Consider the following 16,345-nt stretch of genomic DNA (forward strand, 5'->3'; position numbering starts at 1 on the left):
CCGGTACAATCGGCGCATTCCCCATCCATACTCGCCCGGTTGCGTTCGGACTTGAGTGCAAGGGCAAGTGCAAAGTAGAGCCATGCTGTAATGACAGACGCCAAGCAAGCCCATGAAACCGGGCTTCGACGCACTTTTGCTATCATATCCCACCCCGACGCGGGCAAGACCACCATCACCGAGAAGATGCTGCTGTTCGGCAACGCCATCCAGCTGGCGGGGTCGGTGAAGAGCAAGCGGGATGATCGTCACGCCACCTCCGACTGGATGAAGATGGAGCAGGAGCGTGGTATCTCCGTGACCACCTCGGTGATGCAGTTCCCCTATGGCGGACGCATCGTCAACCTGCTCGACACGCCGGGGCACGAGGACTTCTCGGAGGACACCTACCGCACCCTGACGGCGGTGGATTCGGCACTGATGGTGATCGATGGTGCCAAGGGCGTCGAGGACCGCACCATCAAGCTGATGGACGTCTGCCGGCTGCGCACCACGCCGATCCTGACCTTCGTCAACAAGATGGACCGCGACATCCGCGATCCCATCGAGGTGATGGACGAGGTCGAGGACGTACTGAAGATCCAGTGCGCGCCCATGACCTGGCCGATCGGCATGGGGCGTCACTTCAAGGGCGTCTATCACCTCTACAATGATGTGATCCATCTCTATACCCAAGGGCAGGGCAACCGCATCTCCGAGGACAAGCGGATCGAGGGGCTCGACAACCCCGAGGTCGACGAAGTGCTCGGCGAGGATGCCGCCGAGGAACTGCGCATGGAGGTCGAACTGGTGCGCGGGGCGTCTCACGCCTTCGACCACGATGCCTATCTACGCGGCGAGCTGACGCCGGTCTACTTCGGTACCGCCATGGGCAACTTCGGCGTGCGCGAGATGCTCGACGGCTTCGTCGAGTATGCACCCTCCCCGCAGCCCCGCGAGACCGACCAGCGGATCGTCGAGGCCGAGGACGGCAGCTTCAGCGGCTTCGTCTTCAAGATCCAGGCCAACATGGATCCCAACCATCGCGACCGCGTCGCCTTCCTGCGGGTCTGTTCCGGCAAGTACGAAAGGAACATGAAGATGCGGCACGTGCGCATCGGCAAGGACGTGAAGATCGCCGATGCCCTGACCTTCATGGCCTCGGATCGTGCCCATGTGGAAGAGGCCTGGCCAGGGGACATCATCGGCCTGCACAACCACGGCACCATCCAGATCGGCGACACCTTCACCCAGGGCGAGAACATGCGCTTCACCGGCATTCCCCACTTCGCCCCGGAGCTGTTCAAGCGCGTGCGCCTCACCGATCCGCTGCGAATGAAGGCTCTGCAGAAAGGGCTCCAGCAGCTCTCCGAGGAGGGCGCGACCCAGGTGTTCATGCCGCTGGACAACAACGACCTGATCCTCGGCGCGGTGGGTACCCTGCAGTTCGACGTGGTCGCCCACCGGCTCAAGCAGGAGTACAAGGTCGACTGCATCTACGAAGGCGTCAACGTGCAGACCGCACGCTGGATCGAATGCGACGACCCCAAGATGCTGGAAGACTTCAAGCGCAAGGCCAGTGCCAACCTGGCCATCGACGGCGGCGGCCACCTCACCTACATCGCCCCGACCCGGGTCAACCTGCAGATGACCCAGGAACGCTGGCCGGACATCCGCTTCAATCATACGAGGGAGCACTGACCAGGCTGTGCCCGGGCCACGCCCGGGCACAGCCTGGAGCCGTAAGCTCTAAGCTGTAAGCGTTAAGAAAAGCTTTCCGTCGGCCTGCTGGATGGCAATGTTCTAGCTTACGGCTTACGGCTTACGGCTTACGGCTTACGGCTTCAGAGCCCCAACTCATGCACGGCTTCTTCGCGCATCTTGAATTTCTGGATCTTGCCGGTGACGGTCATCGGGAATTCGTCGACGAATTTCACGTAGCGAGGCACCTTGAAGTGGGCGATGCGCCCCTCGCAGAATGCCTTTAGACCTTCCTCGTCGAGGTCTTCTCCTTCGCTCAGCTTGACCCAGGCCATGATCTCCTCGCCGTATTTTTCATCGGGCACGCCGATGATCTGGACATCGGAGATGGCGGGGTGGGTGTAGAGGAAGTCCTCGATTTCGCGGGGATAGATGTTCTCGCCGCCGCGGATGATCATGTCCTTGATGCGACCCACGATGGCCACGTAGCCCTCGTCGTCCATGGTGGCGAGATCGCCGGTATGCATCCAGCCGGCCGCGTCGATGGCGTCCGCGGTGGCCTCGTCGTTGTTCCAGTAGCCGAGCATCACGCTGTAGCCCCGGGTGCAGAGTTCGCCGGGTTCGCCGCGCGGCACTGCGGCGCCATCGTCTGGACTGACCAGCTTCACCTCGAGATGGGGATGAATGGTGCCCACCGTGGTCACGCGCTTGTCGAGCGGCGCATCGGTCTGGGTCTGGAAGCTCACCGGGCTGGTCTCGGTCATGCCGTAGCAGATGGTGACCTCCTGCATGTTCATCCGCTCGATGACGCGTCGCATCACCTCGATGGGGCAGATGGAGCCGGCCATGATGCCGGTGCGCAGGGAAGAGAGATCGAAGCGCTCGAATTCGGGATGCTCCAGTTCGGCGATGAACATGGTCGGCACGCCGTACAGCGCGGTGGCCCTTTCCTCGCTGACGGCCTCGAGCGTGGCCAGGGGATCGAAACCGTCGCCCGGATAGATCATGGCGGTGCCGTGGGTCACGCAGCCGAGATTGCCCATGACCATGCCGAAGCAGTGATAGAGCGGCACCGGGATCACCATGCGGTCGGTCTCGTCGAGCTTCATGGTGCGGGCCACGAAGAAACCGTTGTTGAGGATGTTGTGGTGGGAAAGGGTGGCGCCCTTGGGCGCGCCGGTGGTGCCGGAGGTGTACTGGATGTTGATCGGTTCGTCGAAGTCCAGGCCGGCCTGGACTTCGGCCAGGCGTTCGACGGATACCTCGTCGGCGCGCTGGAGCATGGCCGACCAGCGCCACATGCCGGGCAGGGCGCGGGCATCGTCCAGGCAGATGACCCGTTTCAGGTCGGGAATCCGCTCCGAACGCAGCGTTGCGGCACTCTCGGCGTCCCGTAGTTCCGGCACCAGTTCGGCCAGGGTCGCGACATAGTCCGAGCTCTTGAAGGCGCCCTGCAGGACCAGCGTCGAGGTGCCGGACTGGCGAAGGGCATATTCCAGCTCATGGGTGCGATAGCTCGGGTTGATGTTGACCAGGATGGCGCCGAGCTTGGCGGTGGCGAACTGGGTGATCGCCCATTCGGCGCAATTGGGCGACCAGATGCCGACCCTATCGCCTTTCGTCACCCCCAGGGCCATCAGTGCCCGGGCGGCACGATCGACGGCCTCGCGCAGACTCCGCCAACTGTAGCGCAGATCCTGATGACGGCAGATCAGGGCATCCCGCTCGGGAAAGCGGGCCACGGTCTCGTCGAAGCAATCCCCGATGGTCTGCCCCTTCAAGGGAGTGTCGCTGATACCGCTGACGTAACTGATAGGGCGTGACATGGCGGCTCCTTTTTGTTGTTCACCCGGGCTTCGCCCGGAGCCGTAAGCTCTAAGCTGTAAGCTTTAAGAAAAAACCTTCTCGTTGGCCTGTTTGATTTAGTGGCAGCATGCTGGCTTACGGCTTACGGCTTACGGCTTACGGCTTACGGCTTACGGCTTACGGCTTACGGCTTACGGCTTACGGCTTACGGCTTACGGCTTTCTTCTTCCTTTCCCAACTGTCGCAGAACGTCCCGGGCGCGCTGGTCCACGTCGTCGATCTCCAGGCGCATCAGTCGTATGTCTTCCATCTGGCGATCGAGGTTGGCGCGCTTCTCATCGAGTATCTCGATCAGTCGCTTGAGCTGGCGGGCGTTACCGTCGGGCATGGCGTCGTACATCATCACCACCTCGCGGATCTCGGCCAGCGAGAAGCCCAGGCGCTTGCCCCTCAGAGTCAGCTTGAGCCGGACCCGGTCCTTTTCGCGGTAGATGCGTTTCTGGCCTTGTCGTGAAGGGGCCAGCAGGCCTTCCTGCTCGTAGAAGCGAATGGTTCGAGGGGTCACCTCGAACATTCTGGCCAATTCACCGATGCTGTAAGTACGCTGCTGCCGGGGCAGGGCCTCGGCACTTTCATCGGGGGCCTGGGATGGTGATCGACTCATGACGTTGTTTCCTGTGGCCGGGTGGTTCACCGGCGGTTTCCACCTCGTCAGGCAACCCTAGACGAGGTTTACGTTAACGTAAAGTGCTTGTTCGACCATGGGGTGATATGGGATAAACCCTAGCAAGTGCTAGGTTGATGCCTCGCCAGGCCGGAAACCCGGTGCCTCGGCACGGCGGGTCATCCATCACCGTTCGACGAGAGGTTTTCCATGGATTTTGCGCTGACCGAAGACCAGAAGGCGTTGGCCGACGCCGCCGCCGATTTCGCCCGGGCCGAGCTGGCCGAGCATGCCGCGCAGTGGGATGCAGACTCGCACTTCCCGGTGGAGGTGATCCGCCGGGCCGGCGAGGCGGGCTTCCTCGGCATCTATACCCCTGAGGAACATGGCGGGCTCGGCCTGTCGCGGCTCGAGGCGTCCCTGATCTTCGAGCAACTCGCCCAGGGCTGCGTATCCACCACGGCTTATCTGACCATTCACAACATGGTGACCTGGATGGTCGCCAGCTGGGGCGACCAGGCCCTGCGAGAGCGCTATGTGCCGGCCATGATAGCCGGTGAGGCGCTGGGCTCATACTGCCTGACCGAGCCCGGTGCCGGTTCGGATGCCGCCAGCCTGAGGACACGGGCGGTCAGGGATGGCGATGATTATGTCATCAACGGCTCGAAGATGTTCATCTCCGGTGCCGGAGCCACTGAGGTGCTGGTGGTGATGGCCCGCACCGGCGAGCCGGACAGCGGGGCGGGTGGTGTCTCGGCCCTGCTGGTGCCGGCGGATGCCGAGGGCATCGAATACGGCAAGAACGAGCAGAAGATGGGCTGGAAGAGCCAGCCCACGCGGCTGGTCAGCTTCGACGACGTGCGAGTACCGGTCGGCAACCGGCTGGGCAACGAGGGCGAGGGATTCAAGTTCGCCATGAAGGGGCTGGATGGCGGTCGGCTCAATATCGCCAGTTGCTCGTTGGGTGCTGCCCAGCATGCCCTGACGTTGTCGCGGGACTACCTGGCCGAGCGCAAGCAGTTCGGACGCGAGCTGTCCTCCTTCCAGGCGCTGCAGTTCAAGATCGCCGACATGGCAAGCGAGCTCACCGCGGCTCGGCTGATGGTCCGTCATGCCGCCTGGCGACTCGATCAACAGGACCCGGAGGCCACCGCGCATTGCGCCATGGCCAAGCGCTTCGCCACCGATGTTGGCTTCAATGTCTGCAACGAGGCCCTGCAGCTGCATGGCGGCTATGGTTACATCCGGGAGTATCCCCTGGAACGCCTGGTGCGCGACACCCGCGTGCACCAGATCCTCGAGGGAACCAACGAGATCATGCGCTTGATCGCCGCCCGTCGGCTGCTGGCCGATGGCGTCATCGAGTCGCTTCAATAACCGGACACCAGGAGAACAGCGATGACGGACCTCGCGGTTTGCTTCGATGAACTGCCCACGCGCGGCGGCGGACGTATCGGTGTGGCCAGGCTCAACGCCCCCAAGGCCCTGAACGCCTTGTCGCTGGAGATGATCCAGCTAGTGGCCGACAAGCTCGATGCCTGGGCGGTGGATCCCGGGGTGGTGGCCGTCTGGCTCGAGGGCAGTGGCGACAAGGCCTTCTGCGCCGGGGGCGATGTGGTGGCCCTGTATCGCGCCCTTCAGGAAACGAGCCAGTCGGATTTCCCCGCGACCTATTTCACTGCCGAGTACCGCCTCGACCACCGTATCCATACTTATCCCAAGCCCCTGCTGGTGTGGGGTGACGGCATCGTCATGGGCGGCGGCCTCGGCCTGATGGCCGGCGGCTTCCAGCGGCTGGTCACCGAGACCACGCTGATCGCCATGCCCGAGATCACCATCGGCCTGTACCCCGATATCGGCGCCAGCTGGTTCCTGGGGCGCATGCCGAAGGGCATCGGTGCCTATCTTGGCCTGACCGGCGCCCAGCTCAATGCCCGCGACGCCCTGGATCTGGGGCTGGGGGACCGCTTCGTGCCACGCGAGCGTCGCGACGACCTGCTCGGAGCCCTGGCCGAGGCCGATTACGGCGAGCGTGCGGTGTCGACCTGCCGTAGCGTCGTGATGCGGGTAATCGATCGCTTCGAGGACCGCCAGCAGGCGCCCGAGGGGCGGGTGTGGCGGCATCGCGACCATCTGCAGGCCATGGTCGATCGCAGCGAAGTGACCGAGGCGGTGGCCCGACTGCTGGCCGATGACAGCGACGACCCCTGGCTGGCCGCCAACCGGGCCAGGCTGGAAACCGGCTGTCCGCTGACCGCGCATCTGGTATGGCGCATGCTGGAACGCCATCGTCACGGCAGCCTGGCCGATGCCTTCCGCGACGAACTGGCGCTGTCGGTGCAATGTTGCCATCGCGGCGATCTCGCCGAGGGGGTGAGGGCGCTGTTGATCGACAAGGACAAGCAGCCCCGCTGGTCCCATCATGATGTGGCCAGTGTGCCGGAGGCGGATGTGCAGGCACTCATGAGGTCGCCCTGGGATGACGAGAATCATCCCCTGAGGGATCTGGGAGTCGGGCAGAGAATCCAATAAGAGAGCATTTCAAACGCTCAACGGTAGTCGCTGACTTTTAAGGCAGCGCTTCCGTCGCCTTTTAAGACAGTGCTTTGGAACTGGCGAGCGAATCCAATAAAAGACTCACCAACGATCGAGGAGCAGTGCCATGAAAATCGCCTTCATCGGACTCGGTAACATGGGCACGCCCATGGCCACCAACCTGGTCGGGGTCGGCCACGAGGTCGTGGTCTTCGATCTCGTCGAGAGCGCCATGGCGGCGCTGGAGAAAGAGGGCGCACGGCGCGCCGAGAGTGCCGAGGCGGCCTGCGCGGAAGCCGAGGTGGTCATCTCCATGCTGCCCGCCGGCGTGCACGTTCGAGGGCTCTATCTGGGCGCCGACGGCCAGGGCCTGCTCGATTCTCTCGACCACAAGCCGTTGATCATCGATGCCTCGACCATCTCGCCCGACGATGCCCGGATCGTCGGCGAAGCCGCCGCCGAACGCGGCCTGACCTACCTGGATGCGCCGGTGTCCGGCGGTATCGGCGGCGCCAAGGCCGGCACGTTGACCTTCATCGTCGGCGGTGACGAGGCGGGCTTCGAACAGGCCAAACCCGTGCTCGAGTGCATGGGGCGCAACATCTTTCATGCCGGTCGCATCGGTGACGGCCAGGTGGCCAAGATCTGCAACAACATGCTGCTCGGCATCCTGATGAGCGGTACCGCCGAGGCGCTCGCGCTCGGCGTGAAGAACGGCCTGGATCCGGCGGTGCTCTCCGAGATCATGAAGCAGAGCAGCGGCGGCAACTGGGCGCTCAACGTCTACAACCCCTGGCCGGGGGTGATGGAGGGCTCGGCTGCTTCCCGGGATTACCAGGGCGGCTTTCTCACCGACCTCATGGCCAAGGACCTGGGACTGGCCTGGGAACTGGCGCTCAAGACCCGTGCCGGCGTGCCCATGGGCTCCCAGGCGCGCAACCTCTTTGCCCTGCACAGTGCCCAGGGCAATGGCGGGCTGGATTTCTCCAGCATCCAGAAACTCTACCGGGCCGGTGAGGACGACGCCTGATCGCGTCGCCACGCGGAAAGGGGCGTTCCGGGGTTGGCAGCGGCGACATTTGAGTCTACATTATATAAAAATGTAGATATTTTTGGAGCGCCCTATGAGCCAGATCACCCCCGTCACCTGGGACGACCCCTTCCGCCTGATCGACCAGCTCGACGGGGAGGAGCGACTGGTCCAGCAGACGGCCCGCGATTATTGCCAGGACAAGTTGCTGCCTCGGGTGCTGGAGGCCAACCGGCACGAGCGCTTCGACCGCGAGATCATGACCGAGATGGGCGAGCTGGGCCTGCTGGGCGCCACCATCGACGGCTATGGCTGCGCGGGCATGAACTACGTCAGCTATGGCCTGATCGCCCGCGAAGTTGAGCGGGTCGATTCCGGCTATCGCAGCGCCATGAGCGTGCAGTCCAGCCTGGTGATGTACCCCATCCATGCCTTCGGCAGCGAGGCCCAGAAGGACCGCTACCTGCCTCGACTGGCAAGCGGCGAGTGGGTGGGTGCCTTCGGCCTCACCGAGCCGGATCATGGTTCGGATCCCGGCAGCATGTCCACGCGGGCCACACGCACCGAGAACGGCTGGCGGCTCAATGGCACCAAGACATGGATCACCAACTCGCCGATCGCCGATGTCTTCGTGATCTGGGCGCGGGACGACGAGGGCCTGGTGCGCGGTTTCATCCTCGAACGAGGCATGGACGGTCTGTCAGCGCCCAAGATCGAGGGCAAGTTCAGCCTGCGTGCCTCGGTGACTGGCCAGATCGCCATGCAGGACGTCGAGGTCGATGACGCTCAGCGACTGCCGGATGTGACCGGCCTCAAGGGGCCGTTCTCCTGCCTCAACCGTGCCCGCTACGGTATCGCCTGGGGCAGCATGGGTGCGGCCGAGGCCTGCTGGCACGCAGCGCGCGACTACACCCTGGAGCGCAAGCAGTTCGGTCGCCCGCTGGCCGCCAACCAGCTGATCCAGAAGAAACTCGCCGACATGCAGACCGAGATCGCCCTGGGGCTTCAGGCCGCCTTGAGGGCCGGGCGCATGATCGACGAAGGCCAACTGGTGCCCGAGGTCATCTCGCTGATCAAGCGCAACAACTGCGGCAAGGCGCTGGACATCGCCCGCCAGGCCCGGGACATGCACGGCGGCAACGGCATCAGCGACGAATATCACGTGATCCGCCATGTGATGAACCTCGAGGCGGTGAATACCTACGAAGGCACCCACGATGTGCATGCGTTGATTCTGGGCAGGGCCCAGACCGGCCTGCAGGCTTTCACCGGTTAGGAAGTCGCAGCGCCGAGACCTCAGGACTCTGCACATTCTGCAAGGAACCAACATGAGCGGACCGCTGGAAGGCGTTGTGGTGCTGGACATGTCACGGGTGCTGGCCGGCCCCTGGGCAGGCCAGTTGCTCGCCGACATGGGCGCCCGGGTCATCAAGATCGAGCATCCCGAACGCGGCGATGATACCCGTGGCTGGGGGCCGCCCTGGTGGGAAGGCGAAGCGGATGCCGAGCGGCTGGCTGCCTATTACCTGTGTGCCAATCGCGGCAAGCGCTCGCTGGCCGTGGATATCGCCACCGAGGGTGGCCAGGCGCTGGTTCGCGAACTGGCCGCCGGTGCCGATGTGCTGCTCGAGAACTTCAAGGTCGGCGGTCTCGCCAAGTACGGGCTGGACCCGGCAAGCCTGCGCGAGCGCAATCCACGCCTGATCGCCTGCTCGATCACCGGGTTCGGGCAGGACGGCCCCTACGCCGGACGGGCCGGCTACGATTTCATGATCCAGGCCATGGGCGGGCTGATGAGCCTGACTGGCGAGCCCGACGGCATGCCGATGAAGACGGGCGTGGCCATCACCGATGTGATGACCGGCCTCTATGCCACTATCGGGGTGCTGGCGGCACTCCACGAGCGTCGCTCGACGGGTGTCGGGCGACACATCGACGTGGCGCTGCTCGACGTCCAGTTGGCGACTCTGGCCAATCAGGCCTTGAACGCCCTGGTGACGGGAGAAGACCCCGATCGCCACGGCAATGCCCATCCCAATATCGTGCCCTACCAGGCCTTTGCCTGTGCCGATGGTTATCTGGTCCTGACCGTGGGCAACGACGCCCAGTTCGCCCGGCTGGCGAGCCTGCTGGGCCATCCGGAATGGGCCGAGGATGCGGCCTTTGCCACCAACGCCGCCCGGGTGGCGCATCGCGATGCTCTGGTGCCGAAGATCGCCTCGGTCTTCCTGACGCGAGGGCGCGATGCCTGGCTCGCCGAACTGGAGGCACTGGGCATCCCGGCCGGTCCCATCAATACGCTTAGCGAGGTCTTTGCCGATCCGCAGGTGCGCCACCGTGGCCTGTATCGGGAGCTCTCGCGACAGGGCCAGAGCCTGCCCCAGGTGGCCAACCCGTTGCGCTTCGATGGCAGAAGCGCCACCAGCGACACGCCGCCGCCGGCACTCGGCCAGGATAGCGATGCCGTACTGGCCGAGATGGGGCTTTCCGTCGAGGAGATCGACGAGCTGAGGCGGCGCGGTATCGTGCGGTGACACCTGCCTGGCGCGAGGGCGTCGGGCGTCGATCAGGTCAGGTGGTTGTCCCAGCGGAGGGCCGGCGACTCGAGTTGCTGCGGTGCGCTGCCGTCGCCGCCGACCCGGTAGAGGCCGCCGCGACCGGAGGAGACCAGAAAGCCGCCCCGGCCGTCGCAGCGGGCGCCGGCCGCATCGGGAAGAGGATGGCTGGCCAGCAGCCGGCCATCCCGACTGTCGATCAATAGCACACGGTGGCCGCGCGGGGCGGTGATCAGCGCACGGGGTCTGCCCCGGGCGATGGCGACGCTGGCCGTGTACTGGCGCAGTTCGTCGGTGAGCGGGCCAGGCAGGGCGATCTCGGAAAACTCGCCCTGCGGGGAGAGTCGGGCGATCAGGGGGCGTCGTTCCCACTCCGGCCCCTGATACTGGTAGCCGGCGAGCACGGTGCCGTCGGCGCCCACATCGAGATGCCGGCAACTGAGCTGGTGATGGCTGGGGGCGTGGCGGGCCGATATCTCGCCGCTCTCGCGGTCCATCAGCACGAGTGCCGGGGCCATGTCGTCGAGGTTGAGCTTGGCGCGTCCGTAGTCGGGATGCGTACGGATGCCGCCGAGGCCGATCGCCAGGGTTCGGCCATCCGGCATCAGGCGCAGTTCGTGGGGGCCGATGCCATCCAGGGGCAGGTCATGGCGATGCGCATAGTCCCGCTCGGCGTCGTAGACGCGTACCAGGCCGGCGGCGTCCTCGATGCGGTTGGCGGTGACGTAGAGGTAGCGTCCGCTCGGCTCGAAGACGCCATGGCCATAGAAGTGATGCCCGGGGCCGGCATCGACCCGGGTGATCTCGGCCCGGGCATCGCCGTCGATGACATGCAACGAACGACCGGGGCGCCGGGCGAAGAGCACCGCCTGGGCGCTGTCGGGACGCAGACAGCCGCCATGGCAGCGCTCTGAGACCGCGATGCGAAAGGAGCGGCCATCCTCGGGCGAGATGGCCTGAATGCAGTGACGCCCCTCGGCATCGTCCACGGCACTGAACAACCAGTGCGCCTGCTGGCGGCCCGGCAGGGCCCAGCCAAGGCTGGGCAGTCCCAGCGCCCCGAGTCCGACGAGTCCCGTCTTGAGTAGATCCCGCCTGTGCATGGCTTCAGTCTCCGTCGCTGGAGTTGAAGCCTCGTACCAGTCCCAGGGTTCCGCCGATCTCTTCGAGCTGGCGGCGCAACTGGCCGACCTGGACGTAGAGACCCTGCAGGTCGCTGAAGGCGACGGAATCATCGAGGGCCGGGGCGAGGCCGGGTGACATCTCGGCGGCGCGATGGCGCGTGCGGTCCAGCAATTCCCGGAAGTCGTCGGCCAGCTCGGCCTGGCCGCGGCTGGCGAGCAGCGTCTTGAGCCCCGGCAGGAAGGTGTCTTCGAGCCCGTGCAGGGTGCCCTCGATCAGGCGAATCGAGCGGCCGCTACGCCAGGCCTCGGCCAGGTAGCCATTGGCAGCGCCGCCGGTCAGCCCCATGGGATCACCCAGGCGCTTGTCTTCCAGAGTTTCCAGGGCACGCAGGGCGCCATGCAGGGTGGCATCGGTGTAACTCCGGGTGGTGCGATAGTGTTCCGCGAAGCGTTGCCAGTCGCTGCGCAGGGCGCTGGTGCCATCCGCCAGGTGATTGGCGATGGCCTTCATCAGGCCGCAGGCGACGGGCTGCGACAGGGTCTTGGTTTCCATGTGCTCATCGAAGAGCAGGTATTCGAGGGCCGGAAACCCCTGGGTGGCGACACTGTCGCCGGCGATCTGTTCGGCGGTGGGGGGCTGATCGGCCGCGAGCCAGGCCTGCATCTTGCGCCCGACCAGGTTCTTGCGGTCGGGCCAGAACTGGAGCTGCCAGGCTCGGCTCTGCTGCTCGATGGGCCCGAAGTCGACGAAGCGCACGGCTTGCCAGGCCTGGTAGGCATCCATCCAGTCCTGGCTCAGGCGTTTGCGATGCGGTGTGTCGGGCTGCTGGCAGAAGCGGATCGCGCTGGCTTCCAGGCGTTCGCTGGCATCGCTCAGCACGCCGTAGCGTTGATCAATGGCCTGGTGCCAGCGCTCCCGGGCCTGAGGAGTGTCCTCATTGGCCATCAGCGGGGCGGTGGCCAGGGTGAGGGCGGCAAGGCCGATTCGACCCAGTCGTTTGAACACGTCAGTCACCTCTACAAGGATTCGAGAAAGCGGATCAGTTCGTGGCGACGCTCGGCCGGCAGGGCGCGGTAGGCGGCGGTGCTGGTGTCGGACTCGCCGCCATGCCAGAGGATGGCCTCTTCCAGGGTGCGAGCGCGGCCGTCATGGAGAAAGCCCGCACGCGGGTTCACTGCCTGGGCCAGGCCGATGCCCCAAAGTGGGGAGGTGCGCCATTCACGGCCGCTGGCCTCGAACTCGGGACGGCCATCGGCCAATGCCTCGCCCATGTCGTGCAGCAGCAGGTCGCTGTAGGGCCAGATCGTCTGGCCGGCCAGGGCGGCGCGTTCGGTATCTTGCGGCGTCTGCTGGCGTGGTGTGTGACAGGCGGCGCAGCCGATCTCGTTGAAGGTCTCGGCGCCGGCCCGGACTTGAGGGTCGTCCATGTCGCGGCGGGCCGGAACGGCCAGGCTGCCGGCGTAGAAGGTCACGAAGCGCGCGATCTTGTCGCTGACCTCGGGCGTGCCGCCGTCGGGATAGCGGTCGCATGCCTGGCTCGGTGTGCAGTCGGTGCCGGGGACCAGGTTCGAAGTCAGCCCCATGTCGCCGGCGAAGGCTTCCAGGCTCTGTTGCTCGATGCTCGGTTCGCCCGCCTTCCAGCCGAAACGCCCGATGACGGTTTCGCCGCGTCGCATGTCCCAGACCCGGTTGACCCGCCCCGAGATACCATCGCCATCGGCATCGTCGGGATCGGCGGCGGCTTCGAGGGCTTCGGCGGGCAGGGTCTCGAGCAGCCCCAGGCCGATCATCGGCGGCGCCACGCGAGGCGATGTCTGCAGGTCTTCCGGCAGCGGGCCGTAGGCGGGAGCGCCAATGGCGTAATGCGGCTCGCGCAGGGTGACGACCTCGCCATCATCGAGGTGAACGTCGCGCTCGGTGTAGCGCAACTGCATCTCGCCCTCGGGCTCGGCGCCGGAAATGGCGGCGGTCTGCAATTGGCGGCCGTAGCCGGGGACGGGGTGTACACCCAGGCGTGTCAGGGTATCGTCATCGGCTCCTTCGTCGGGCAACGAGAGACGCAGGAAGAGCGACACGGCGCGCTCGTCGCCGCTCGGCGGATGGCCACGGCCATCCTTGATGTGGCATCCCTGGCAGCTATTGGTGTTGATCAGGGGGCCCAGTCCGTCCCGTGCCTCGGTGCTGGACGGTGCCTCCACCCAGGGGTTGCGGAAGAAGCTGTTGCCGACGCTGAAATCGAGACGCTGGGTCATGGCCATGTTGTCGAGCGGCAGCGAATAGGCGTTGTGATCGAATTGCTGAACCGTGCCGTCGCCGCCTGTCATGGGCGTTTCCTGAATGGGCGGTGGAGCGGCGTTGGCCGGGCCGGAGCCGGCCAGGATCAGCAAGGCGAGCAGTGGGCGTGCGGAGGAGGGCAAAGGTGTCATCTTCGGGCCTTGCAGTCACGACACCGGCCGCCACCAGTGGGACTGGCGGCGGCCGGGCGAGACACACGATGTTGGGGGTCTTCGGGCACGATTCTACTCGGAAGGCGTGTCAGAAAGTGTGTCCGGCATCGTCTGACTGCAGCGAGTTCACGCCGAGTTCGCCTGCTGCCTTCTCGATGGAACCGGTCTGGGTGACCAGCGCCAGGATAGCGTTGTTGACCAGCTCGGCGCCCTGTTCGTTCCCGGGGGCGATCATCATGTCGAAGGCCATGGGATCCTGCTCGGCTTCGGCGGCCTGTTTGAGGGCTTCGAGCGCGTCCATGCTGCTGGTGAGCTGGGCCTTCAGGGTGTCGTCGAGGGTGTTGTCCCGGGTGGCGACCAGGTCGGACAGCGAAGGACCTTCCAGGGTAGAGCCGTCGAGGCGCTGGTAGCTGCCGGTGTAGACGTTCTGGATGCCCTGGCCGTTGTAGTAGTGGGAGTTGTGGGTGTTGTCGCTGAAGCAGTCGTGCTCGTCCTCGACGGAGTTGGCTTCCAGGGCGACCTTCATGCGTTCGCCGGCCAGCTCGCCCAGCGATAGCGAACCCATGCCGAACAGCATGCGTCGCAGGCCTTCCTTAGGGGATTCGGCCAGCAGGGCCCGGCGGTAATTGTCGTCCTCGTCGGGTGCCCATTGGGCGACCATCCATTCGAGATCGCTGACCAGCAGGTCGGAGGTGGCGTCGAGGTAGGCGCTGCGGCGGTCGCAATGGCCGTGCGTGCAGGCTTCGCCGCTCATGTAATCGCTGGCGGGGCGCTCGCCGTTGCCGGCCTCGAAGCCGTGGAGATCCTGGCCCCAGAGCAGAAATTCGATGGCGTGATAGCCGGTGGCGACATTGGCTTCGGAGCCGCCGATCTCGTTGAGTTCGGCCAGCAGCTCGGGCGTCAGTTCGCTGACGTCGACGATCTCGCCACCGACCTGGATGCTCTGGTTGGCGATGATGTTGGCGGTGGCGCCGGCATTGCCCAGCTCATGTTGATAGTCGTCGCTGGCGACGTAATCGATCATCCCCTCGTCCAGCGGCCAGGCATTGAGCTGCCCTTCCCAGTCGTCGACCACCGCATTGCCGAAGCGAAAGACCTCGCTCTGCTGATAGGGAACGCGCGCCTCGAGCCAGGCCTGGCGGGCCGCCGCCAGGGTCTCGTCGTTCGGGTCGGCGAGCAGGGCGTCGATGCGTTCGTCGAGGGTGCGGGCGGCAACCAGGGCATCCTGGTAGTTGGCGTGTGCCAGGTCGGCGTAGTGGTCGACGACCTGTTCGGCGGTGACCTCGCTGTCGGCGGCCATGGCGGTGACCGGCAAGAGGGCCGCCAGAGCGACGGCGTGGCGCAACGGGCGTGGGGTGAAGAGGGTCGGCATTAGGGCATCCTTGTTCGTATTCGGGGTATAAACGAGCGGGGTATGAACGAGATAGGCAAGTGCAATGACGTCAATATAGAGGAACGATAACCAATCTCGCCAATGGATGCGAATGCGATTTCCTATTATTTATGTGAGCTACGAGCTACGAGCTACGAGCTACGAGCTACGAGCTACGAGCTACGAGCTACGAGCTACGAGATGCGGCCCCCTTGCCTGGGAGTAGTGAGGCTAAGGGGCTTGGGCCTGCCATCTTGCTGCCAGCCGCTCGCGGCTCGCTTCTCGAGCCTAACGGGGCGAGAAGCGTCGATTGATGCCCGTCTCGGCGATCATGCGGGTGGAGATCTCTTCCACCGAGAAGCGCGTGGTGTCGATGAAGGGAATGTGCATGCGGCGGTAGAGCGCCTCGGCCTGGGTCACTTCCTGCACGCACTGATCCATCGAGCTGTAGCGACTGTTGGGGCGGCGTTCGTGGCGGATCGCCGCCAGACGGCGCGGGTCGATGGTCAGGCCGAACAGCTTGTGGCGATGCGGCTCGAGCACCGGAGGAAGCTTGAGCTTGCCGGTCTCGTCGAGGTCATCTTCGGTGAGCGGGTAGTTGGCGGCGCGAATGCCGAACTGCAGGGCCAGGTAGAGCGAAGAGGGCGTCTTGCCGCAGCGCGAGACGCCGACCAGGATGATGTCGGCCTGGTCGTACTGGTGGGTACGGGCGCCGTCGTCATTATCCAGTGCGAAGTGCACCGACTGGATGCGGTCCATGTAGACGTCGTCGCTGCCGATGGCATGGGTGCGGCCCACGCTGTAGGACGAGTGGGTCGCCAGTTCCTGCTCCAGCGGCTCCAGGAAGGTGGAAAATATGTCGACCTTGAAGCCGGGGGCTTCGCGGATCACGTCGCGGATCTCGCTGTCGACGATGGTGTCGATGATGATCGGTTGCTCGCCGTCCTTGACGGCCGTGGACTCGATGATCGAGGCCAGCTGGTGCGCCTTCTCCACACTGTCGATATAGGGCTTGGTGATCATGCGGATTTCGACGTTCTCGAATTGCGCGAGCAGGCTGCGGCCAAGGCTCTCGGCGGTGATGCCGGTGCCGTCGGAAATGAAGAAGGCGGTGCGTGTCATGGTCGGCTC

At 65.0% G+C, this 16,345-nt stretch carries 13 protein-coding genes; 6 read left to right on the plus strand and 7 right to left on the minus strand.

The annotated features are described in order from the left end of the window. Positions 1–90 precede the first annotated feature (90 nt). Complete coding sequence (locus HELO_RS07810; RefSeq protein ID WP_013332176.1) at positions 91–1,680, plus strand: peptide chain release factor 3; 1,590 nt, start codon at positions 91–93, stop codon at positions 1,678–1,680. A gap of 143 nt (positions 1,681–1,823) precedes the next feature. Here the strand turns inward: HELO_RS07810 and HELO_RS07815 are convergent, their stop codons facing one another. Further along, complete coding sequence (locus HELO_RS07815; protein WP_013332177.1) at positions 1,824–3,506, minus strand: AMP-binding protein; 1,683 nt, start codon at positions 3,504–3,506, stop codon at positions 1,824–1,826. A 185-nt stretch (positions 3,507–3,691) separates the two neighbouring features. Continuing rightward, the gene (locus HELO_RS07820; protein ID WP_013332178.1) at positions 3,692–4,150 is read right to left on the minus strand and encodes a MerR family transcriptional regulator; all 459 of its coding nucleotides are present in this window, start codon (positions 4,148–4,150) and stop codon (positions 3,692–3,694) included. A 210-nt stretch (positions 4,151–4,360) separates the two neighbouring features. Between HELO_RS07820 and HELO_RS07825 the strand changes: the two genes are divergently transcribed. The 5 genes from HELO_RS07825 (at position 4,361) to HELO_RS07845 (ending at position 10,249) form a co-directional block, all read left to right on the plus strand. Further along, entirely contained in the window at positions 4,361–5,527 is a 1,167-nt protein-coding gene (locus HELO_RS07825; protein ID WP_013332179.1) for an acyl-CoA dehydrogenase family protein, read from the plus strand. A 21-nt stretch (positions 5,528–5,548) separates the two neighbouring features. Beyond that, the gene (locus tag HELO_RS07830) at positions 5,549–6,682 is read left to right on the plus strand and encodes an enoyl-CoA hydratase/isomerase family protein (RefSeq protein ID WP_013332180.1); all 1,134 of its coding nucleotides are present in this window, start codon (positions 5,549–5,551) and stop codon (positions 6,680–6,682) included. Positions 6,683–6,812: 130 nt separating this feature from the next. Then, positions 6,813–7,715, plus strand: coding sequence for a 3-hydroxyisobutyrate dehydrogenase (mmsB, locus tag HELO_RS07835; protein WP_013332181.1), 903 nt, complete (start codon positions 6,813–6,815; stop codon positions 7,713–7,715). Positions 7,716–7,809: 94 nt separating this feature from the next. Continuing rightward, positions 7,810–8,991, plus strand: coding sequence for an acyl-CoA dehydrogenase (locus HELO_RS07840; RefSeq protein WP_013332182.1), 1,182 nt, complete (start codon positions 7,810–7,812; stop codon positions 8,989–8,991). 52 nt (positions 8,992–9,043) lie between these two features. Further along, entirely contained in the window at positions 9,044–10,249 is a 1,206-nt protein-coding gene (locus HELO_RS07845) for a CaiB/BaiF CoA transferase family protein (protein WP_013332183.1), read from the plus strand. 32 nt (positions 10,250–10,281) lie between these two features. On the opposite strand, the gene HELO_RS07850 is transcribed toward HELO_RS07845, so the two are convergent. From HELO_RS07850 to ppsR, 5 genes are all read right to left on the minus strand, one after another. After that, positions 10,282–11,373, minus strand: a complete 1,092-nt coding sequence (locus HELO_RS07850; protein WP_013332184.1) for a DUF1513 domain-containing protein — start codon at positions 11,371–11,373, stop codon at positions 10,282–10,284. Positions 11,374–11,377: 4 nt separating this feature from the next. Further along, positions 11,378–12,400 carry an imelysin family protein gene (locus HELO_RS07855; protein WP_013332185.1) on the minus strand — a complete coding sequence of 341 codons (1,023 nt, stop codon included), beginning with the start codon at positions 12,398–12,400 and terminating at the stop codon, positions 11,378–11,380. An 11-nt stretch (positions 12,401–12,411) separates the two neighbouring features. Beyond that, entirely contained in the window at positions 12,412–13,821 is a 1,410-nt protein-coding gene (locus tag HELO_RS07860) for a di-heme oxidoreductase family protein (RefSeq protein WP_013332186.1), read from the minus strand. A 109-nt stretch (positions 13,822–13,930) separates the two neighbouring features. After that, entirely contained in the window at positions 13,931–15,214 is a 1,284-nt protein-coding gene (locus tag HELO_RS07865) for an imelysin family protein (RefSeq protein WP_013332187.1), read from the minus strand. A 288-nt stretch (positions 15,215–15,502) separates the two neighbouring features. Beyond that, positions 15,503–16,336 (minus strand): posphoenolpyruvate synthetase regulatory kinase/phosphorylase PpsR, encoded by an 834-nt coding sequence (ppsR, locus tag HELO_RS07870; protein WP_041602479.1) that lies wholly within the window; start codon positions 16,334–16,336, stop codon positions 15,503–15,505. Between the last annotated feature and the right edge of the window lie 9 nt (positions 16,337–16,345).

The sequence above is a fragment of the Halomonas elongata DSM 2581 genome (assembly GCF_000196875.2).
Classification (GTDB): Bacteria; Pseudomonadota; Gammaproteobacteria; order Pseudomonadales; family Halomonadaceae; genus Halomonas; species Halomonas elongata.